At 71.1% G+C, this 20232-nt stretch carries 17 protein-coding genes and 1 pseudogene; 10 read left to right on the top strand and 8 right to left on the bottom strand.

The window, feature by feature from the left end; genetic code table 11:
* Nucleotides 1–62 precede the first annotated feature (62 nt).
* The gene (locus BBK82_RS02120; protein WP_237048008.1) at nt 63–428 is read left to right on the top strand and encodes an Rv2175c family DNA-binding protein; all 366 of its coding nucleotides are present in this window, start codon (nt 63–65) and stop codon (nt 426–428) included.
* 69 nt (nt 429–497) lie between these two features.
* Nucleotides 498–896, top strand: a complete 399-nt coding sequence (locus BBK82_RS02115) for a hypothetical protein (RefSeq protein WP_065913463.1) — start codon at nt 498–500, stop codon at nt 894–896.
* A gap of 8 nt (nt 897–904) precedes the next feature.
* Here BBK82_RS02115 and BBK82_RS02110 read toward each other — a convergent pair whose 3' ends face one another.
* The 3 genes from BBK82_RS02110 to BBK82_RS02100 form a co-directional block, all read right to left on the bottom strand.
* Entirely contained in the window at nt 905–1780 is an 876-nt protein-coding gene (locus tag BBK82_RS02110) for a phytoene/squalene synthase family protein (protein ID WP_065913462.1), read from the bottom strand.
* Nucleotides 1777–3228 carry a polyprenol phosphomannose-dependent alpha 1,6 mannosyltransferase MptB gene (mptB, locus tag BBK82_RS02105; protein WP_237048007.1) on the bottom strand — a complete coding sequence of 484 codons (1452 nt, stop codon included), beginning with the start codon at nt 3226–3228 and terminating at the stop codon, nt 1777–1779. Before mptB ends, BBK82_RS02110 begins: the two co-directional genes overlap by 4 nt.
* Nucleotides 3229–3398: 170 nt before the next feature.
* Nucleotides 3399–4502, bottom strand: a complete 1104-nt coding sequence (locus tag BBK82_RS02100; RefSeq protein ID WP_083267742.1) for a polyprenyl synthetase family protein — start codon at nt 4500–4502, stop codon at nt 3399–3401.
* 67 nt (nt 4503–4569) lie between these two features.
* On the opposite strand from BBK82_RS02100, the gene metF reads away from it, so the two are divergent.
* Nucleotides 4570–5451 (top strand): methylenetetrahydrofolate reductase [NAD(P)H], encoded by an 882-nt coding sequence (metF, locus tag BBK82_RS02095; protein WP_065913460.1) that lies wholly within the window; start codon nt 4570–4572, stop codon nt 5449–5451.
* Here metF and BBK82_RS02090 read toward each other — a convergent pair.
* Nucleotides 5448–6110 carry a DUF3153 domain-containing protein gene (locus BBK82_RS02090; protein ID WP_065913459.1) on the bottom strand — a complete coding sequence of 221 codons (663 nt, stop codon included), beginning with the start codon at nt 6108–6110 and terminating at the stop codon, nt 5448–5450. The genes metF and BBK82_RS02090 overlap by 4 nt on opposite strands.
* 97 nt (nt 6111–6207) lie before the next feature.
* Between BBK82_RS02090 and BBK82_RS02085 the strand changes: the two genes are divergently transcribed.
* Both BBK82_RS02085 and BBK82_RS47175 read left to right on the top strand, forming a co-directional pair.
* Entirely contained in the window at nt 6208–7860 is a 1653-nt protein-coding gene (locus tag BBK82_RS02085; RefSeq protein WP_065913458.1) for a DUF885 domain-containing protein, read from the top strand.
* Nucleotides 7861–7983: 123 nt separating this feature from the next.
* On the top strand, nt 7984–8724 hold the full coding sequence (locus tag BBK82_RS47175) for a phosphotransferase (protein WP_335618040.1): 741 nt from the start codon (nt 7984–7986) through the stop codon (nt 8722–8724).
* Nucleotides 8725–8731: 7 nt separating this feature from the next.
* Here BBK82_RS47175 and BBK82_RS02075 read toward each other — a convergent pair whose 3' ends face one another.
* Entirely contained in the window at nt 8732–9232 is a 501-nt protein-coding gene (locus BBK82_RS02075) for a VOC family protein (protein WP_065913456.1), read from the bottom strand.
* Between the two features lie 24 nt (nt 9233–9256).
* On the opposite strand from BBK82_RS02075, the gene BBK82_RS02070 reads away from it, so the two are divergent.
* Nucleotides 9257–10819 (top strand): alkaline phosphatase D family protein, encoded by a 1563-nt coding sequence (locus BBK82_RS02070; protein WP_065913455.1) that lies wholly within the window; start codon nt 9257–9259, stop codon nt 10817–10819.
* Here BBK82_RS02070 and BBK82_RS02065 read toward each other — a convergent pair.
* Nucleotides 10799–11536, bottom strand: a complete 738-nt coding sequence (locus tag BBK82_RS02065) for a maleylpyruvate isomerase N-terminal domain-containing protein (protein WP_065913454.1) — start codon at nt 11534–11536, stop codon at nt 10799–10801. The genes BBK82_RS02070 and BBK82_RS02065 overlap by 21 nt on opposite strands.
* Nucleotides 11533–11937, bottom strand: coding sequence for an SAV_6107 family HEPN domain-containing protein (locus tag BBK82_RS02060; protein ID WP_065920764.1), 405 nt, complete (start codon nt 11935–11937; stop codon nt 11533–11535). The genes BBK82_RS02065 and BBK82_RS02060 overlap by 4 nt, the downstream gene beginning before the upstream one ends.
* A 203-nt stretch (nt 11938–12140) precedes the next feature.
* Between BBK82_RS02060 and BBK82_RS02055 the strand changes: the two genes are divergently transcribed.
* From BBK82_RS02055 to BBK82_RS02040, 4 genes are all read left to right on the top strand, one after another.
* Complete coding sequence (locus BBK82_RS02055) at nt 12141–12641, top strand: YbaK/EbsC family protein (RefSeq protein ID WP_065913453.1); 501 nt, start codon at nt 12141–12143, stop codon at nt 12639–12641.
* Complete coding sequence (locus BBK82_RS02050) at nt 12638–13198, top strand: GNAT family N-acetyltransferase (protein WP_065913452.1); 561 nt, start codon at nt 12638–12640, stop codon at nt 13196–13198. The genes BBK82_RS02055 and BBK82_RS02050 overlap by 4 nt, the downstream gene beginning before the upstream one ends.
* 107 nt (nt 13199–13305) lie before the next feature.
* On the top strand, nt 13306–13911 hold the full coding sequence (locus tag BBK82_RS02045; RefSeq protein ID WP_237048006.1) for a GntR family transcriptional regulator: 606 nt from the start codon (nt 13306–13308) through the stop codon (nt 13909–13911).
* On the top strand, nt 13908–14894 hold the full coding sequence (locus BBK82_RS02040) for a 1-aminocyclopropane-1-carboxylate deaminase (protein ID WP_154696996.1): 987 nt from the start codon (nt 13908–13910) through the stop codon (nt 14892–14894). Before BBK82_RS02045 ends, BBK82_RS02040 begins: the two co-directional genes overlap by 4 nt.
* A gap of 777 nt (nt 14895–15671) precedes the next feature.
* Here the strand turns inward: BBK82_RS02040 and BBK82_RS02035 are convergent.
* Nucleotides 15672–20213, bottom strand: a pseudogene (locus BBK82_RS02035) (ATP-dependent helicase).
* Nucleotides 20214–20232 lie beyond the last annotated feature (19 nt).

The following is a 20232-nucleotide window of genomic DNA, read 5'->3' as shown; positions in this document are numbered from 1 at the left end:
AGCTCAGGATGACCCGGTTGGCGGAAGGGCGTTCACAGTTGAGTTATGGCATCGTGACCCCCGTGAGTGCGATTCCTGCCGCTGCGGATGTACTGGCTGCCGACCTGGAGGTTCTTCCCCTCCCGGAGGTGGCCGACCGATTGGGACTTCCGGTCACCCGGGTCCACCAACTGCTGCGCGACGGGCAACTGCTCGCCGAGCGGCGGGACGGCGTCCTCGTCGTTCCCGAAGCGTTCCTCGCCGCCGCAGGGGTGGTGAAGGGTCTGCCCGGCACCATCACGGTGCTGCGCGACCAGGGCTTCTCCACGGACGAGATCCTGCGCTGGCTGTTCGCCGAGGACGACAGCCTTCCTGGCACTCCGATCGAAGCATTGCGCGGAGACCGTGGGCGCGAGGTAAAGCGACGCGCCCAGGCCATGGGCTTCTAGTTCACCCGATGCAGCGGTTCCGGGCGTCTCCGCAGGCGAGAGGCGTCCGGAACCCCTGAACTGGTGGACATGACCACCAAAACGCTCGTCGCCGGTCTCACCGCCCTCGGCCTGCTGCTCTCGCCCGTGGCGGCGACCGCGGCACCGTCCGTGCAAGCCAAGCCGACCAAGCTCGAACTCGACGCGGGCGGCGCGAAGGTCAAGGTCAAGAAGGGCGACCAGCTCCAGATCAAGGGCAAGCTGGGCACCTCCGGCGAACGTCAGCTCACGCTCGGGCTGGACGTGTTCGCACAGGTCCGCGTCGGGGTGTCGGCCTGGACCACCATCTACACGCGGTCGTGTCAGCCGAACGCGACGTTCACCGCGAAGCTCACCATCGACGCTTCCGCCGACCTGCGCCTCTACTTCCCGGGAACGACCGTCTACGCCTCCGCGACCTCGAACATCGTCGGCGTGGTCGTCATCTGACGCCGGCTTCATCTGTTCATCGCTCGTGCGAGCAGTGCCCGGCCGGCGCCGGGCACTGCCACGGCGAGCCGGCGCGCGTTCGGCACCGCCACCCGCCGCCACAGCACCTCGCAGCTCACCAGGCCGAGGATGTCGCGGTAGAGCGTGAACGCCGTCCTGATGCATGGCCGCGACGTCGCCGACAGCATCCCGATCCCCGGCTCAGCCGACTGATATATCGCATGCGAGTACGCGACGAGCTCGTCAAGAACCCTTTGCACCCGGACGTTTGCACGACGATGGCGACGGACCCATTGCAAGAGCTCGCGGTCGACGCCATGCGCCGTTAGAACGTCTAACGGGAGATAGACCCGGCCGCGGTCGAGGTCTTCGCCGACGTCGCGCAGGAAGTTCGTGAGCTGGAACGCCACCCCGAGCCGCGCCGCGAACGGCTCGGCCTCTGCCCCTGGCACGACCGTGCCGAGCACCGGCAGCATCTGCAGCCCGATGACCTCGGCCGACCCGCGCATGTAGCCGCCGAGCGCGGTCAGGTCGGCGTACTCGGTGACGTCGAGGTCCATCCGCATCGACGCGAGGAACTCGGTGAACAGCTCCCGGTCGATGCCGTAGCGGCGCACCGTGTCCGCCAGCGCGAGCAGCACCGGGTTCGACGGCTCCTCGCCGAGCAGCCGTTCCAGCCGGTCGAGCTCACCGGCCCGGTCCGGCACGTCGGCGGCGTCGACGATCTCGTCGGCCCACCGCGCGAACGCGTACAGCGCGTGCACCGCCGGCCGCTGGTCGGCGCGCAGCAGGGTCGTCGCGAGGAAGAACGTCTTGCCGTACCGCGCGTTCACCCGGCGACACGCGGCATAGGCGGAGGCCAGGCTCGACGGGCCGATGCTCATTCGTAGCGGGTGGACAGGCCGAACGGGTCCGGCTTCACCAGCGACCGGGCCGCGAGCGCGGACACCAGCAGTGCGAAGAACAGGTAGCCCCACGAGTACAGCGCCGTGTCGCCGTTGGGGAACGTCACCAGCAGCAGGAACACCGACGCGAGCGACACCGTCACCAGTGCGCCCGTGGACCACGCGAACCCGGCGGCCAGCGCCAGCGGCCAGCTGAAGTACCACGGCAGCGTGGCGGGCGACAGCAGCGCGACCGCCAGCATCGTCACCGCGCCGCGCCGGACGGCGTCGCGGACCTCGCCGTCGCGCGCGGCCCACCACTGCGTGTACGCGATCCACACCAGCACGACCGACCCGAGCGCCCGCGCGACGCCGAGGAAGATGCCGCCGTCGACGTAGACGAACCAGTTGACGACCATCCGCACGAAGTCGCCGACCGCGCTCGGCAGCGACAGCCAGTTGATGATCATCGACGAGCTGCGCAGCGCCGGGATCCAGCCGAGGCTGACCCCCGCGATCAGCGTGCACGCGACAAACGCCCCGACGAACGCCGCCACACCGGGCAGCAGCGCCTTGCGGAACCGGGCGCGTTTGTCGCCCTCCAGCCGGGCCGCCCAGATCCACACCAGGAACGGCGCCACCACGATCGCCGTCGCCTTCACCGAGAACGCGAGACCCAGCAGCACGAAGCCCAGCACGTGCCTGCGGTCGAGCACCAGCAGCACACCGGCCGCCATCAGCCCGATCATCAGCAGGTCGTTGTGCGCGCCGCCGATCAGGTGGACCAGCAGCAACGGGTTCGCCGCCACCAGCCACAGCGCCATCGACGACTTGCCGCCCAGGTGCCGCGCGAGCCCCGGCAGTGACCAGCACAGCAGCACCAGGCCACCGGCCAGGGCGAAGCGCATCGTGACGACGCCGAGGATCACGCTCGCGTCCGTCACCCACACGATCGCCTTCGCGATGAGGATGAACAGCGGCCCGTACGGTGCCGGCGTGTGCTGCCAGACCCAGCTGACGTTGTCGCTGAGCGTGCTCTGCAGCACCGCGGGCCCGACCTCGTACGGGTCGTAGCCGGTCAGCGCGAGCTGGCCCTGCGCCAGGTAGCTGTAGATGTCCTTGCTGAACAACGGCGGCGCGAACAGCAGCGGCAACGTCCAGACCGTCACCGCGACCAGTACCGCGAAGTCACCGATCTCGCCCCACCGCACGAGACGGCCCAGGCGGACCCACGCCCAGATCACCAGACCCAGGCCGAGGTAGAGCACCATGCTCGCGAGGTCGTGGCCGTGGCCGTAGCGCAACCAGCTCAGGCCGACCTTCGTGAGCAGCGGGTCCCGCTGGAGGATCGCGCCCGCGCCCATTCCGCCCAATGCGACCAGGGTGACGCCCAGCAGGCCGAGCATGGTCGTGCGGATGGGGATGGCGTAGGGGTTCTTCTCGAGCACAGCTTCAAGAGGCTCCTGTGGAGTCACCTCGGAGCTCGTACGGGGAAGGGACGGAGTTGCAGCCATCGCCCGAACATCGTTGCACAAGGCGCGGAAGCGTCAGCAAGCAACGGCCCTGACTGGTCACGAGGAGTTAATCAGCACACACGCGGGGCGTGTCGTGATCGTTCTCAGAAGGTCCGCTTGGTCGAACTGATCGCGAGGTCGGCGAGCTTCGCGGCGGCCGGTTCGGCGACGGGGGAGTCGTCGAGCGCGGCGAGGGCGCTCTTCGTGAGGTCCTCGATGCGTTCCTCGACGGCGTCGACGGCGCCGACCTCGACGAGCTGGCGGCGGACCTCCTCGACAGTGGCCAGGTCAAGGTCCGGCCTGCCCAACGTGATATCCAATATATCGGCACCGAACTGCATGCCCAGCGCGACGAGCAGCGTGCGCTTGCCCTCGGCGAGGTCGTCACCGGCGGGCTTGCCGGTCACCTCCGGGTCGCCGAACACGCCGAGCAGGTCGTCGCGCAGCTGGAACGCGACGCCGATGTCGGCACCGAACCGCCGCAGCCCGTCGATCAGCTCCGGCGAGCCTCCCGCCATCGCCGCGCCCATGTGCAGCGGCCGTTCGACGGTGTAGGCGGCGGTCTTGAGCCGGTCGATCCGCAGTGCCGCGTCGGCCGAGGAGTCACCGCGCGCCTGGGTGAGCACGTCGAGGTACTGGCCGGCGAGCATCTCGGTGCGCATGTCCCGCCATGGCTCGCTCATCCGGCGCAGCACCTCGGCCGGCAGCCCCGCGGCGAACAACATGTCGTCCGCCCAGGCCAGCGCGATGTCACCGATCAGCACCGCGGCCGACATGCCGAACCGCTCCGGCGAACCGAGCCAGCCCTGCTCGCGGTGCCGCGCGCCGAACGCGATGTGCACGGTCGGCTTGCCCCGGCGCACCGAGGAGGCGTCCATCAGGTCGTCGTGGATCAGCGCGCACGCCTGGATCAGCTCCAGCGAGCTGACCGCCGTGAGCACCTCGGCGGCGAGCTCGCCGTCCGGGTCGCCACCCGCCGCGCGCCAGCCCCACCACGCGTAGGTCGGGCGGATGCGCTTGCCGCCGCCCAGAACGAAGCCGGAGAGCGCGTCCACCGCACTCGCGAAGCTCGGGTCCATCGCCTCGCCGGACGCGCGCCGGGAGGCCAGGTACGTGGTCAGCGCTTCTTCGACGTGCGTGGGCAGTGCGACGTCGATGGGGTGGTGGGGCACATGTCCATGGTCCGCTGTGTCCGGTACCACTCGCATCTCGGGGCCGCGTACCACATCCTGAGCGAGGCTCTCACCTAGCGGACCAGCCACTAGGCTGGTGGACATGACGTCGGTGGTGGAGCGGCTGCAGGGGCAGTCCCCCAAGTTCTCGGTCGAGTTCCTCCCGCCGAGGAACGCCGACGACGAGCGCATCCTCTGGACGGCGGTGCGCGAGCTGGAGGCGCTCGACCCGGCGTTCGTCTCGATCACCTACGGCGCCGGCGGCTCGAGCCGTGACCGCACGATCCGCGCCACCGCCCGGGTCGCGCAGGAGACGACGCTGCTGCCGGTCGCCCACCTCACCGCCGTCGACCACTCGGTGGCCGAGCTGCGCAACGTGATCGGCTGGTACGCCGCCGTCGGCGTGCGCAACGTGCTGGCGCTGCGCGGCGACCCTCCTGGCGACCCGATGGGCGAGTGGGTCGCGCACCCGCAGGGCCTGACCTACGCCGAGGAGCTCGTCCGGCTCGTGCGCGAGCTCGGTGACTTCTGCGTGGGGGTGGCGGCGTTCCCGTACGGGCACCCGCGCTCCGGTGACCTCGCGACGGACGTGAAGTTCCTGGTGCGCAAGCTGCAGGCCGGTGCGGACTACGCGGTGGCGCAGCTGTTCCACGAGCCGGAGCCGTTCCTGCGGATGCGCGACAGCGTGGCCGCGACCGGCTGCACCGCGACGTTGCTGCCGGGCATCATGCCGATGCTGTCGTCGCGCGCGCTGACGAAGATCGTGGAGCTGTCCGGCGCCGACCTGCCGGTGGAGCTGGCCCGCCGGCTGGACCGCTACGCCGACGACCCGGCCGGGTTCCGCGCGACCGGCATCGACATCGCGACCGAGATGTGCCAGCGGCTGCTCGACGAGGGCGTGCCCGCGTTGCACTTCTACACGATGAACCGGGCCAAGGCGACGCGGGAAGTGCTGGGGCGCCTGGGACTGGTGACGCGCGCCTAGACCGTCACGTTGCGCTTGTGGGCGATCAGCGCGAGCACGACGACGATCAGCGCGGCACCACCGGTGAGTCCCGCGACGAGCAAGGCCCAGCCGAAGAACGAGCTGGAGTTCTCGCCCGCGTACTGCACGGTGGCCTGCAGCATCGACGCCTGACCGGGCTTCGGAGACCACGCGATCGTGTTGTTGTCCTCCTCGCGGCCGTTGGTGTTCACGATCTTGCCGGGGAAGCTGACCTTGACCTGGATGTCCGCGCGTTCCACCGGCACCTGGGTCAGGTCGACCGAGCCGGACAGCGTGACCAGGTCGCCGGAGCGGCGGAAGTTCAGGCTGTAGCGACTGTTCGACGAGCTGGTGGAGGTGGACAGCGTGCGCATCTCCTCGAACGACAGCCCGTTGAAGAACAGCTGCGTGCCCGCGTACGACTCCACCCGGTACGGCTTGGTGGTCACCCGGCTCGCGAGCTCCGGCGGCACCTTGAGCTGGGGTCCAGGGTCGTTGTCCTGCGTCGGCGGCGTGGCCGCGACGATCTCACCGGAGATGCGGTCGTCCTCGGACACGGCCATGGCCGCGTACACGCGAACACAACCGCTCAACGAGAACAGGGTGAGCAGGAGGAAGACCGGCACGAGCAGTGCCGAGGATCTACGCACGGCGGACATCCTGCCAGGGCGCCCCGGACGACGCAGTCCCTCCTTTGGTCGTGAGCTTGACTAACTACCTTTTGGCGTTCTGAGGCGCGAGGTAGCGTCTGCGGCCATGGCATCCGTGCACGACATCAGCAACAAGTACGTCACCGACTACGTGGCGTTGGACCCGATCACGGCCACCAGCCTGGGGTTCGCCGGCTCGGACGACAAGATGACGGACTTCTCCCCGGAGGGCCACGCGGCGCGTGACGAGCTCGCCGCCCGCGCGCTCGCCGACATCGAGGCCACCGAGCCCGCGGATGCTTCGGAGGCTGCCGCGAAAGCCGTGTTCCTGGAACGCAACGGCCTCGAACGCGAGCTCTACGCCGCCGGCCTGGTCGAGTCCTCGCTGAACGTCATCGCGAGCCCCATCCAGTCGGTGCGCGACATCTTCGACCAGATGCCGGCCGACACGCCCGAGCAATGGGCCACGATCGGGCGTCGTCTGGCGGCGGTACCCGGCTCTTTGTCCGGTCTGCGCGCTTCGCTCTCACACGCCGCGTCCCAGGGCAACGTGTCCGCCGTGCGCCAGGTGACCAAGGTGGCGGAGCAGTGCGACACGTGGGCCGGTTCGTTCTTCGGCTCCTTCGTGGCCAAGGCGGACGTCCCGGCTTCGGTGCGCGCCGACCTTGACTCGGGTGCGGCGGCGGCGTCCGCCGCGTACGCCGAGTTCGCGTCGTTCCTGCGCACCACGCTCGCTCCGCTGGCGCCGGAGAAGGACGCCGTCGGTGAGGAGCGCTACCGGCTCGGCTCGCGGTACTTCACCGGGTCGCGGCTCGACCTGGCCGAGGCGTACGCGTGGGGCTGGGAGGAGTTTCTCGGCATCGAGGCCGAGATGAAGCAGGTCGCGGCGCGGCTGAAGCCGGGTGCCACGCTGGCGGAGACCGCGGCCTACCTGGACGAGCACCCCCGCTACCAGGTGCACGGCCAGGCCGGCCTCCAGGCGTGGATGCAGGAGCTGTCCGACAAGGCCCTGCTGGACCTGCGCGACGTGCACTTCGACCTGCCCGACGCGCTGATGAACCTCGAGTGCAAGATCGCACCGCCCGGCGGTGGTGTCGGCGCCTACTACACGCCGCCGACCGCGGACTTCTCCCGGCCCGGCCGCATGTGGTGGTCGATCGCCGAGGGCAAGACGGTGTTCCCGACCTGGCGCGAGACCTCGACGGTCTACCACGAGGGTGTGCCGGGGCATCACCTGCAGTGCGCGACGGCGGTGTACCAGTCGGAGACGCTGAACGACTTCCAGCGCCTCATGTGCTGGGTGTCGGGTCACGGCGAGGGCTGGGCGCTGTACTCGGAACGCCTCATGCGCGAGCTCGGCTACCTCGACGACGACGGCGACCTGCTCGGCATGCTCGACGCCCACCTGTTCCGCGCGGCCCGCGTCATCATCGACATCGGCATGCACCTGGAGCTGGAGATCCCGCAGGGCACCGGCTTCCACCCCGGCGAGCGGTGGACGCCCGAGCTCGGCCTGGAGTTCATGCTCACCAGGACGCTGTCCGAGCCCGCGCACGTCCACGACGAGATCGACCGCTACCTCGGCTGGGCCGGTCAGGCCCCGGCGTACAAGATCGGCGAACGCCTCTGGCTCGCCGCCCGCGAGGACGCCCGGACGCGCAAGGGTGCCGACTTCGACCTGAAGCAGTTCCACCAGCAGGCCCTCGAAATGGGCTCGATGGGCCTCGACACGCTCCGCGAGCGCCTGGCCGCCCTGTAGCTCCGCAGCTCGGGTCCGCGATATCCAATACCCAATATGCGATATCCGGTATATTGGCGCCGAACTCGCTGATATATCGGATATCGCATATTGGCACCGATATATCAGTCAGTTGCTCGTGAAGTGGTCTGTCGTGCCGTGGCGTTTCCCGAAGCTCGCCGCGACGGCGGAGCTGACGGCCTGGCTGGACGAGCAAGGGCTGCCGGTCTCGGCACCGGTCCCCGCGCTGGACGGCCGGCGGCAGGTCGAGGTCGACGGCACGTCGATCGGTCTGCAACGCGAGATCGCGGGGGACCTGCTCGACACCACCGATCCCGCCGAGGTGCGAGCTGCCGGCGCGACGCTGGCCCGGTTGCAGGACGCGCTCGCCACCTACCCCGCCGCCGACGAGGTCGCCGCACTCGCCGAGCGGCCGCGCCCGTTGCCGGTCCGGATCACCGACTGGCTCGACAGGGCACAGCACCTGCCCGCGACACCCTGCGCCGGTTGCTCGCCGGCACGCCACCCGGCCGGTTGCCGACGCAGCTCGGTCACCACGACTTCCGTGCCGCCAACGTGCTGTGCGCCGGAACCGAGGTCGTCGCGGTCCTCGACTTCGAGGAGGCCCGGTTCGACCACCGGGTCGTCGAGCTCACCCGGTCGGCCGTCCTGCTCGGCACCCGGTTCCGCGACTGGGGCCCGGTACCGGCCGAGGTCCACGCGGAGTTCCGCCGCGGCTACGAGTCCGTGCGCCCGCTGACCCCGGACGAGGCGGGCTGGTGGGACGTCCTGCTGCTCTGGCACGCACTGGCGATGGTCCCTCCCGGCGACGACCCGACCGGCTGGGGACCTGCCGCGCTGGCAGGGCTGTCCGCCGAGGTCTGAAACCCGGTCACACCACCGGTGCCGCCCACCGCACGCGGACGCGGTTCGCGAACGGGTCGGCGTCGTCGGTGCGCACGAACTCCAGCCACGGCCCGCCGGCTTCCGGCCGCACCGAGGCGAACCCGTCACCGCTGCGCACCACCGGGTGCCCGGTCGCCTGAGCCGCCGCGAGCGGGTCACGCGCGTCGACCACCACCGCCGCGACCACCCCGGTGTACTCGGGCCTGGGTTCGAGGACGCAGAACTCGTTGCCCTGCGGGTCCCGCAGCACCACCCACGGCACGTCGCGCTGCCCGACGTCGGCGTGCTCGGCGCCGAGCTCCAGCGCCCGCGCCACGATGTCCGCCTGGTTCTCCGGCGAGGTCGACGCCAGGTCGAGGTGCACCCGGTTCTTCTCGATCTTCGGCGCGTCGCTCCACACGAACGTCAGCTCGATCTCGTCACCCGCGAACTCGGACCAGAACGCCGCCAGCGCGGAGGGATCTTCAGCGTCGAACGTGACTTCCACGCGTGCGAGGGTACTGTCTCGCGCGTGACGAAGCTGGTGCTCGGACCCCTCCTGAGATACGTCGACGAGACCTCGGCCACGGTGTGGGTCGAGACGGACGCGGCGTGTGAGGTCACCATCGCCGGCCACACGGCGAGAACCTTCCAGGTGGGCACCCAGCACTACGCCCTCGTGCGTGTCGAGAACCTGGGGCCGCGCACGGAGTACGACGTCCGGCTCGACCGCGAACTGGTCTGGCCGCTGCCGGACAGCGAGTTCCCGAAGCCGGTCATCCGCACCGGCGAGGTGCGCCGCATCGCGTTCGGCTCCTGCCGCGCCGCCCCCGACCAGCCGCTCGGCCCCGACGCCCTCGACGCCCTCGCCCAACGGCTCATGGGCCAGCCGGAGGAGGAGTGGCCGCAGGCGTTGTTGCTGCTGGGAGACCAGGTCTACGCCGACGAACCCACCGAGAGCACCAAGCAGTGGCTGCGCGAACACCGCCGCGGCACCGAGGAACCCGACGGCGAGGTCGTGCACTTCTCCGAGTACGCCCGGCTCTACCACGAGACCTGGGGCGACCCGGAGATCCGCTGGCTGCTGTCGGTCGTGCCCACGTCGATGATCTTCGACGACCACGACATCCGTGACGACTGGAACACCTCGGCCGCCTGGAAACAGCGCATGCAGGACAAGCCCTGGTGGCGTGACCGGATCCGCGGCGGGCTCTCCTCGTACTGGGTGTACCAGCACATCGGCAACCTCGGCCCGGACGAGCTCGCCCGCGATCCCTTGTACGCCAAGGTGAAAGCCCAGGGCACCGACGTGCTGCCGCTGCTGGAGGAGTTCGCCGAGCAGGCCGACCAGGAGAACGAGGGCCGCAAGTCCACGCAGTGGAGCTACCGCCGCGACTTCGGCCGCATCCGGCTGCTGATGATCGACACGCGCTGCGGCCGCATCCTGGCGGACGACCGGCGGCAGATGGTCAGCGACACGGAGTTCGAGTGGCTCGAACGCAACTCCGAGGGCGACTACGACCACCTGCTGATCGGCTCGTCGCTGCCGTGGCTGATGCCGCACGCGCTCAGCCACTTCCAGTCCATCAACGAGGTCGGCGCGCGCAAGCCCGGCTGGCAGGGCCGTGCCGCCGAGCAGGTCCGCCAGGTGCTCGACCTGGAGCACTGGCCCGCGTTCCGCGAGTCGTTCGACCGGCTGACCCGGATGATCCGCAACGCGGCCGACAACGGCACCGCCACCGTGTGCGTGCTCTCCGGTGACGTCCACCACAGCTACGTCGCCGAAGCCGACTTCCCCGTGCCCGCCAAGGCAACGGTCACGCAGCTCGTGTGCTCACCCGTGCACAACGAGGCGCCCAAGGTGCTGCGTCCCGCGTTCCGGCTGTCGTGGTCGCGCACCGCCGGGCGGGTGTTCCGCCGCATCGCGACGTTCGCGGGTGTGCCGCAAGACCTCGTCGGCTGGCGCAAGACCACCGGGCCGCACTTCGGGAACTCCGTGGCACTGCTGGACTTCGACGGTCGCCGCGCCCGCTACCGGCTGATCTCGGCAGCGGGCGGGGAGACCACCTCGGTGTCACTTGGTCGCGAGCCGTAGTAGCGCCCACAGCTGCGCGATGGCGTCGTGGTCGCCGTAGACCTCGATCAGCCGGTCGGGCAGGCGCCCCCACAGCCAGCGGTACATCGTCATCGGGTTCGCCGTCACCAGGGCGTCGGCGTGCTCGGCGTCCTCCGGCTCGACCTGCCACGCCGACGCGCCCTGCGGCCCGCACCGGGTGAGCCACATGCGGTCCTCGACGCGCACGGCGACGAACTCGTCCCGCGAGCCCCGCACGCCGAGCGTGTCGAGCTTGTGGCCCAGCCACAACGTGAGCACCTCGTCGACGCCGTCGAGCGCGACCTCGTCGTCGACCGGGCCGGCCTCCATGCCCGCGGCGCCCTGGACGTCCATGCGGTGCACCGTGGTCTCGTGCGCGAGCCGGCGCCGCCAGAACCCGTAGTTCTGCTGCCGCGGCCACCACGTCGCGCACGGCTCGTCCTCGTCGTGCGCGGCGAGCTCCTCGATCACGGCCTCGGCGGCCGACCGCATGAAGTCCAGCGGGTCCTGCCCGTCCGCGGGGTGGCGTTGCCACTCCCGCGGCTGGTGCCCGAGCCGGATGTACTCCAGCGTCCAGTGGCAGCCGCTGCCGACGTGCCGCACGGTCTCGCCCAAGTTCAGCCCCGGACACGCGGGCACACCCTTGTGCGGCGGCTGGCCGAGCGCGGACATGGCGAGCAGATCAGCCTCACGCCGCAACACTTCGAGAGCGTTCACCGCCCGCCCTCGTTCATCACGCGACCGACCAGGCCGACGAACTGCTCGGTCTGCCGCACCAGGTCATCGGCCGTGCGGGCGTTGACGTGCCGGGTGATGCCCGCGAGCACGGCGGCGCGCGTCGAGGACCACTCCGCGAAGAACACCGCCCACTCGCGCATCTCCGGTGCGATCGCGGCGAGCAGCACCCACGCGCTGGTCGGCTTGGACCGGCCGCGGTGCGGGCGTCCGCGCAACGCGAGAACAGCCGCCGCGGCTCGCAAAGCCGCGAGGTAGGCGGCGGCGAACCGCTCAGGTGGCTCAGGGGTGCGTTCCGCCTCGGCGAGCGAGTCGCGTGCCTGCCGCAGCAACGCGAGTGCTGAAGCGGGTGGCAAGGGGATCGGGAAGGCTGGTGCTGACATCTCGGCCTCCTCGTGGCGTCGGTGAACGACGTCTCCGCCGAGGGGAAGCCGGCGGCTCTCGGAGGTGGGGTGCTTCCCCCACCCCACCTCCGAGGCATGGTGCGGCTCGAACACATGTTCGAGCCCTCTCCAGCGTAGCTCCCGGTTGATGGATTCCTCAACCCGGCCCACCACCTACCGCCCGCTCGTGGTCTGATGGTGCGGTGAGTGCTGTGGAAACCTCTGCGGAGCACCCCGGAATCCGCAAAGTCGCGGAAGCCCTGCCTCCCGCCACCGCGGCGCGCATCGTCGTGCTGCCCGACGCGGTGCGCACAGCGGCCGCCGCGGCCGAGGCGGTGGGCGTGGCCGTGGGCGCGATCGCGAACAGCCTGCTGTTCGCCGCGGTCCGCGACGGCGTGGCCAGCCCGCTGCTGGTGCTGACCTCCGGCGCGCACCGGGCGGACACCTCGCTGGTGGCCGAGCTGGTGGGTGCGGACGCGGTCAAGCGCGCCGACCCGGACTTCGTGCGCGAGCACACCGGCCAGGTGATCGGCGGTGTGTCCCCGGTGGGGCACCCGGCGCCGATCGAGACGCTGGTCGACGAGGCGCTGGCCGGCTACGAGGAGGTCTGGGCCGCCGCCGGGCACCCGCACGCCGTGTACCCCACGACGTTCGCGGACCTGGTCGCGCTGACCGGCGGACGTGTGGCGGTGGTGTCGCAGTGACCGCGGCGCCGCGCCTGGAGCGCATCGTCGAGATGAGCGCCGCCGAGCTGAACGTGCGGCTGGGCGAGGCGCTCGAGCTGTACGTGACCGCGATGAACTACCCGCCGGGCACCGTCGAGCAGCGCGCCCCGATGTGGCTCGCGCACATGATGCGCGAGGACTGGCGCTGCGTCGTGGCGCTGGGAGAGCAGGACGAGCTCGTCGGCATCGGCTACGGCTACCGCGGTGCCGCCGGCCAGTGGTGGCACGAACAGGTGCGCCGCGGGCTCATGGCCGTCGCGTCGCCGTCCGTCGTCGCGGACTGGCTGGAGGACTACTTCGAGCTCACCGAGCTGCACGTGCTGCCGCGCGCCCAGGGCCGTGGCCTCGGTGAGGACCTGTTGCGCAGGCTCATGGAGGGCGTTTCCTCCTCCCGCGTGCTGCTGTCCACGCCCGAAGGCCCCAGCAAGGCGTGGAAGCTCTACCGGCGCGTCGGCTTCCAGGACGTGCTGCGGCACTACCAGTTCACCGGCGACCCGCGCCCGTTCGCAGTGCTCGGCCGAACTCTGCCGTTCTAGCTCCCGTTTCTTCTCCGGCCCGCAGCGCACCTCGCGCTGCGGGCCGGTTGCGTTTGCCTGTGACCCGCCTTACCCTCACCAATATGCAATATATTGGATATGGGTCGTTGAAGGAGCGAGCAGCAGCCGAGATCAGGTCGGCGATCGTGCGCGGCGACCTCGAACCGGGCACCGCCATCAAGGACGTCGAGCTGGCGCAGAAGCTCGGCCTCTCCCGCACCCCGGTGCGCGAGGCGCTGGCGACGCTCACCGACGAGGGCCTCGTCGAGACCAAGCCGCACGCCTACACCCGCGTCACCGCACTGGAAGCAGAACCCGTGCGCGACGCCCTCGTTGTCGTGCAGACGATGCACGCCCTCGCCGCCGGCCTCGCCGTCCCCCTGATGACCGACGACGACATCGCCGCCATGCGCGCCGCCAACAAGGCCTTCAAGAAGGCCCTCGACGCCAACGACGCCGTAGCCGCCCTCGCCGCCGACGACGAGTTCCACGCCGTCTCCGTCCACCGCTGCGACAACTTCGCGATCACCGCCACCATCGACCGCTTCACCCCGCTCGTCCGCCGCGCCGAGCACAGCCGCTTCTCGTCCCCCCACGCCCGCCACTCGGTGACCCAGCACCAGCAGATCATCGAGGCCTGCGAACGCCGCGACGACAAGCAAGCCGCTCTCCTCGTGGACGAGAACTGGAACACCCTCCGGGAGGAGCTGTGAACAGGTTCCCGCTGCTCTTCGGCCCGTCCCCGGTCCACCGCCTCGACCGCCTCACCGCCCACCTCGGCGGCGCCACGATCTGGGCCAAGCGCGAGGACTGCAACTCCGGCCTCGCCTACGGCGGCAACAAGACCCGCAAACTCGAGTACCTCGTCGCCGACGCCCTCGCCACCGGCTGCGACACCCTCGTCTCCATCGGCGGCATCCAGTCCAACCACACCCGCCAGGTAGCCGCCGCAGCCGCCCGCGCAGGCCTCAAAGCCGTTCTGGTGCAAGAAAGCTGGGTCGACTGGACCGACACCGGCCACGACCGAGTCGGCAACATCCTCCTGAGCCGCATGATGGGCGCCGACGTCCGCCTGGTGAGCGCCGACTTCGGCATCGGCATCAAACCGGCCTGGGAACAGGCCATCACCGACGTCCGCGCCGCAGGCGGCACCCCCTACCCGATCCCGGCAGGCGCCTCCGACCACCCGCTGGGCGGCATGGGCTTCGCCACCTGGGCCGACGAGCTCCGCGACCAAGAAGCACAACTCGGCGTCTTCTTCGACACCATCATCGTCTGCTCCGTCACCGGCAGCACCCAGGCAGGCATGGTCGCCGGCTTCGCAGACGACCCCAACCGCCGCGTCCTGGGCATCGACGCCTCCGCCAAACCCGCGGAAACCCTCGCCCAGATCACCCGCATCGCCCACAACACCGCCAAGCTCCGCAACACCACGGTGTCCGAAGAGGACATCCTCCTCGACGACCGCTTCCACGCCGGCGTCTACGGCCTCCCCGACGACACCACCCTCGAAGCCATGCGCCTCGGCGCCCAGCTCGAAGGCATGATCACCGACCCGGTCTACGAGGGAAAGTCGCTCGCCGGCCTCATCAGCCTGGTCACCTCAGGCGAGATCGACCGGTCGTCCACCGTCCTTTACGCCCACCTCGGCGGCCAACCGGCCCTCAACGCCTACAGCTCCCTCTACCCGGCCTGACGCACTCCTCGTCACTCGACCGGGTGAAGCTCGTCCTGATCGGTCCTTCGCCTCGTCTTGTCTCCCGTGTGCACTGACGTACGTCCTGATCCGACAGTTCGCTCGTCCCGCAGATAGGAGGAACGCGGGGGCGGGCGTGTTCGTGACGAGGAGCTGTGACGGAGGAGGGGATTGGGAGACAGCTTGAGGACGCCTGGGCTTGGGTTGGGGGACGGCTGGGTTTGGGAAATGGCCCACCGATGGAGGCTCGAGAAGCCGGGTTCGGCGAAGTCAGGTCTGGCAAGGTGAGTGAGCGGACGTTGCGAGGCAGGCGTGGAAGATGGCTTCAGGCTCGCTTGTCCGAGGCCGCGCCTGCGACAGATGAGGCGCTGAGATCGACGCGACCGCAGCGGTCCGCTCCGAGCTCGCCAGCCAGCCTCCAGTTCCAGCCAGCTCACCGGTCTTCGGCCGGCCACACTGCCAAGCCTCAGCTCCAGCGACCTGCGCAGTCCGCTGGAAGCCGTGCGGCTGTGCGCCCGGAGGCGGTGCGGGTTGAGCGGGTCGTGCGAAGCAAGCGTGCCGTGCCGTGCCGAGCGTGTGCCGTGCCGAGCACGACGAGTTCGTGCTGGAGCAGGCGATCTGGGTGGCGGCCGCGGTGGACGTGGTGGAGGCGTTGCCGGACGGGCTCGACTCGCACCTGGAGTCGACAGGGGCGCAACGGCTCCGGTGGGCAGCGGTTGCGGCTTGTGCGGGGTGCGCGGGTGGTGAGGGGACCGCTGCGCTGGAAGGGCGGGTGGGTCACGCGGAGGCGGAGGCGCGGAAGCCGGCCTCTTGGAGGACCGTGGAGAGGTGGGAGGTGAGGGCGGATTCGCCGTCGGCTCGTTGGACGGCGAGGTGGCCCAGCCAGCCGTCGCGGACTGCTCGGCTGAGGGCGGTGGCGGCGGTGCGGAGGGTTGGGTCGTCGTCGGTGAAGGAGAGCAGGGACTTGCCGCCGCGTTCGACGTAGAGGGCCGGGGTGCCGTCGACCAGGACGGCGAGGGCGCCGGCTTTGCGGGCCGGGCGGTGTTTGCCTTCGCCTACCGGGGTGGGCCAGGGGAGGGCGGCGCCGTAGGGCTGGGCCGGGTCGGCGGCGGCGAGGACTACGGCGGGTGGTTGGTCGGGGTTGTGTTGTGGGGGTTGGCCTGTGGGGCGGGAGAGGGTGCGGAGGCGGTCCACGGCGCCTCGGGCGGCGAACTGGGCGGCGCCGAGGCCCTCGACGACGTAGCCGCGGATGACCTGGCCGGACTCCTCCATGGCGCGCAGGACGCGGTAGACGGAGCTGAAGCCGCCGGTCACGCGTTCGGTGTCGAGGGCGCCGCGGGTGAGGACGCCGTGGCGTTCGAGGAAGGACTCGGCGCGGGCGTGGGCGCGGCGAGTGGGGTCGGCGGTCGGGGGGACGGCGAGGGACCAGCGGCCGGCGGCGGTGGCGGGCCCGTGCGGAGGGCATGTCGGGGCGGGCGGCGCAGGCGGGCGTAGCGGCCGCGGGTGGTGCGGCGGGGTTTGTGGGCGGCGCCCCCGCCGGAGACCAGGGCGCGCAGGGGGGCCAGGGTGTCGTTCGTGGCGAGGCCTGCCCAGACGAGGTCCCACAGGGTGGCGACGACCTCGGCGTCGGTGCACTGGACTGTGAGCGAGGTGCGGTCGACGACCTGGCGGAAGAACAGGGCGCCGCCGCCGGAGAGGGTGTCCAGGACCGCGGTGTGCAGCGGGGACTCGGGGATCGACTCCGGGACCAGGTCGGGCAGCAGCAGGTCGGCGACATCGGTGGGGGCGAGGGCGATCCAGCCGTCGCCGCCGGACAGGGAGCCGCAGCCGGTCCAGGTGACCTCGCCGGACGCGGTCAGCTCGTCGAGCAGGGCCGGGTAGTAGCCGGGCAGGCGCGCGGGCAGCAGCAGGGACTCGAAGGCGCTCGCGGGTAGCGGGGCGCCGGCGAGCTGTTCGACAACCGAGAAGACGTCGTCCGCGGTCGGGGCCGAACGCAGGCGGCGGCCGAGGCCGTGCCACGAGGGCAGGAAGCGGCCCAGCGCGGCGGGTTCGACCGGCTCCACCTCGGAACGCAGGCGCGCCAGGGAGCCGCGGCGCACGCGGCGGAGCACGTCGGCGTCGCAGTACTCGGTGTGCGTGCCGCCGGGCGCAGCTCGCCGCGAACCAGGCGGCCGGTCGCGCCATGCGTTCGAGGACACCGGTCACGACGGCGACACCCAGGCCGAACCGGGCGGCGGGATCGGCGGCCGCGAACGGGCCGTGGGTGCGGGCGTAGCGGCTCAGCAGGTCGCCGAGCGGATCGGCCACCGGTTCGGTGAACGCCTCCGGGACACCGACCGGCAGCGCGACACCGAGCGCGTCGCGGACCCGGCCCGCGTCCTCGATGGCGATCGTGCGCTCCTCGCCGGCGATGCGGACGCGGATCGCGCGGCGCTCGGCCACCAGCTCGTCCAGCCACTCGCGCGGCACTCCGCGTTCCAGAGCCTCCGCGTCCGACAGGTCTCCCAGGAACCGCAACAGGTCCGCGGTGTCCTCGGCGTGACGCGGACGGCGGTCGGCGGACAGCCGTTGCAGGCTCTGCTCGACCTCGGCGAGCACCTCGGGGGCGAGCAGCTCGCGGATCGCCTCCGAACCGAGCAGCTCGGCCAGCAGCGTCGAGTCCAGCGACAGCGCGGCGGCACGGCGTTCGGCCAGCGGCGCGTCGAGCTCGTAGAGGAACATGCCGACGTAACCGAAGAGCAGGCTGCGCGCGAACGGCGACGGCGACGGCGTCTCCACCTCAACCACACGCACCCGGCGCGCGCGCACGTCGGACATCAGCTCACGCAGGCCCGGCACGTCGTAGACGTCCTGCAAGCACTCACGCATCGCTTCCAGCACAACGGGAAAACGCTCGTACTTCGACGCCACCGACAGCAGCTGCGCGGAACGCTGGCGCTGCTGCCACAACGGCGTGCGCCGGCGTGGATCACGACGGGGCAGCAACAACGACCGCGCGGCGCACTCGCGGAACCGGGCCGCGAACAACGCCGAACCACCGACCTCGGCGACCACGATCTGCTCGACCTCGTCCGGGTCCAGCAGCACGTCCTCGGCGCTGGCGGTGACCTCCTGCCCGTCCACGTCCAACGCGTCGGGCAGCCGCAGCACGATGCCGTCGTCGGAGTGGGCCGCCTGCACCTCGACCCCGCGCTGCTCGCGCAACCGCGCCGCGATCGCCAACGCCCACGGCGCGTTCACCTGCGCACCGAACGGCGAGTGCACCACCAGCCGCCAGTCGCCCAGCTCGTCGCGGAACCGCTCCACCAGCACGGTCCGGTCGTTCGGCACGTGCCGCGTCGCTTCCCGCTGTTCACCCAGGTACGCCAGCAGGTTGTCCGTAGCCCACTGGTCCAGCCCCGCCGCGGCCGCACGGGCACGCGCCGCCGAATCCTCCATCGTGGACACTTCGCGCAGGAACTTCCCCATGGCACGGCCCAGTTCCAGCGGCCGGCCCGGCGCGTCGCCCTTCCAGAACGGCATCCGCGCCGGCTGGCCCGGCGCGGGCACCACGATCACCCGGTCGTGCGTGATGTCCTCGACCCGCCACGACGACGTGCCCAGCAGGAACGTGTCACCGACCCGCGACTCGTAGACCATCTCCTCGTCGAGCTCGCCGACCCGCGAACCAGGCCCCTTCTCCGAGGGCGGTGTCATCACCGCGAACATCCCGCGGTCGGGGATCGTGCCGCCGGAGGTGACCGCCAGCCGTTGCGAACCCGGACGGCCGCGCAGCTCCGAGTTCACCCGGTCCCACGTGATCCGTGGCCGCAGCTCCCCGAACTCCTCCGACGGGTACCGGCCCGACAGCATGTCCAGCACCGCGTGCAACGCCGACTCCGGCAGCCCGGCGAACGGCGCCGCCCGCCGCACCAGCGTCGTCAGCTCCTCCACCGGCCACGGCTCCATCGCCACCATCGCCACGATGTGCTGCGCCAGCACGTCCAACGGGTTGCGCGGGAACCGCACCGCCTCGATCGCACCGCTCTGCATCCGTTCCGCCACCACCGCGCACGACACCAGGTCGCCGCGGAACTTCGGGAACATCACACCCCGCGACACCGCGCCCACCTGGTGCCCGGCCCGGCCGACGCGCTGCAGACCGGACGCCACCGACGGCGGTGCCTCCACCTGCACCACCAGGTCGACCGCGCCCATGTCGATGCCGAGCTCCAGCGACGACGTCGCCACCACGCACGGCAGCCGCCCCGACTTCAGGTCCTCCTCCACCGCGCTGCGCTGCTCCCGCGACATCGAGCCGTGGTGCGCGCGGGCGACCGAGGCGTTCTTCTGCACGGTCATCCCGGCCTGGCCGATCGCCTCCGCCGGGAAGCTCGACGGCTCCGAACCCTCCTCAGCCTCCTCGGCGAGCTCGTTCAGCCGCGCCGTCAGCCGCTCGGCCAGCCGCCGCGAGTTCGCGAACACGATCGTCGACCGGTGCGCCCGCACCAGCTCCAGCACCCGCGCCTCGACCGACGGCCAGATCGACGTGCGCTGCTCGGCACCCGCGGCCGACCCCGACACCTCACCCGTCGGCTGGCCGAGCACCGACATGTCCTCGACCGGCACCTCCACCTCGACCTCGATGGTCTTCGGCGTCTTCGGCTGCACCACCGACACCGGCCGCCCGCCGGCCAGGAACGTGCTGATCTCCTCGACCGGCCGCACCGTGGCCGACAGCCCGATCCGCTGCGCCGGCCGCTCCAGCAGCGAGTCCAGCCTTTCGAGTGACAACGCCAGGTGCGCGCCGCGCTTGGTGCCCGCCACCGCGTGCACCTCGTCGACGATCACCGTCTCCACCCCGCGCAGCGACTCCCGCGCCGAGGACGTGAGCAGCAGGAACAACGACTCCGGCGTCGTCACCAGCACGTCCGGGGGCGTCCGCCCGAACGCCCGCCGCTCCTCCAGCGACGTGTCACCGGTGCGCATGCCGACCGCGATCGACGGCTCGGCCAGCCCCAGCCGGTGCGCCGCCTGCCGGATGCCCGCGAGCGGCGCCCGCAGGTTGCGCTCCACGTCCACCGCCAGCGCTTTCAGCGGCGACACGTACAGCACCCGGCACCGCCGCTTCGGCTCCTCCGGCACACCGGCCGACGCCAGCCGGTCCAGCGCCCACAGGAACGCGGCCAGCGTCTTGCCCGAGCCCGTCGGGGCGATGACCAGCGCGTGCTCGCCCGCCGCCGCGGCCGCCCACGCACCGCTCTGCGCCGGGGTGGGTGCGGCGAAGGCCCCGGCGAACCACTGCCTGGTCGCCGGTGAGAATGCCTTCATCACGTCCATGGCGACCATCATGACGCCG

The sequence above is a fragment of the Lentzea guizhouensis genome, from assembly GCF_001701025.1.
Classification (GTDB): Bacteria; Actinomycetota; Actinomycetes; order Mycobacteriales; family Pseudonocardiaceae; genus Lentzea; species Lentzea guizhouensis.
The sequence above is the reverse complement of the archived record's forward strand: the minus strand, read 5'-3'. Positions and strand labels throughout refer to the sequence as shown.

Excerpts from the sequence above, each read along its gene's own strand:
- BBK82_RS02090 (WP_065913459.1), bottom strand. The coding sequence starts at position 6,110 with ATGTCCGCCGTGCGTAGATCCTCGGCACTGCTCGTGCCGGTCTTCCTC.
- BBK82_RS02100 (WP_083267742.1), bottom strand. The coding sequence starts at position 4,502 with ATGCGAGTGGTACCGGACACAGCGGACCATGGACATGTGCCCCACCAC.
- BBK82_RS02115 (WP_065913463.1), top strand. The coding sequence starts at position 498 with ATGACCACCAAAACGCTCGTCGCCGGTCTCACCGCCCTCGGCCTGCTG.
- metF (WP_065913460.1), top strand. The coding sequence starts at position 4,570 with ATGACGTCGGTGGTGGAGCGGCTGCAGGGGCAGTCCCCCAAGTTCTCG.
- BBK82_RS02060 (WP_065920764.1), bottom strand. The coding sequence starts at position 11,937 with ATGTCAGCACCAGCCTTCCCGATCCCCTTGCCACCCGCTTCAGCACTC.
- BBK82_RS02085 (WP_065913458.1), top strand. The coding sequence starts at position 6,208 with ATGGCATCCGTGCACGACATCAGCAACAAGTACGTCACCGACTACGTG.
- BBK82_RS02110 (WP_065913462.1), bottom strand. The coding sequence starts at position 1,780 with ATGAGCATCGGCCCGTCGAGCCTGGCCTCCGCCTATGCCGCGTGTCGC.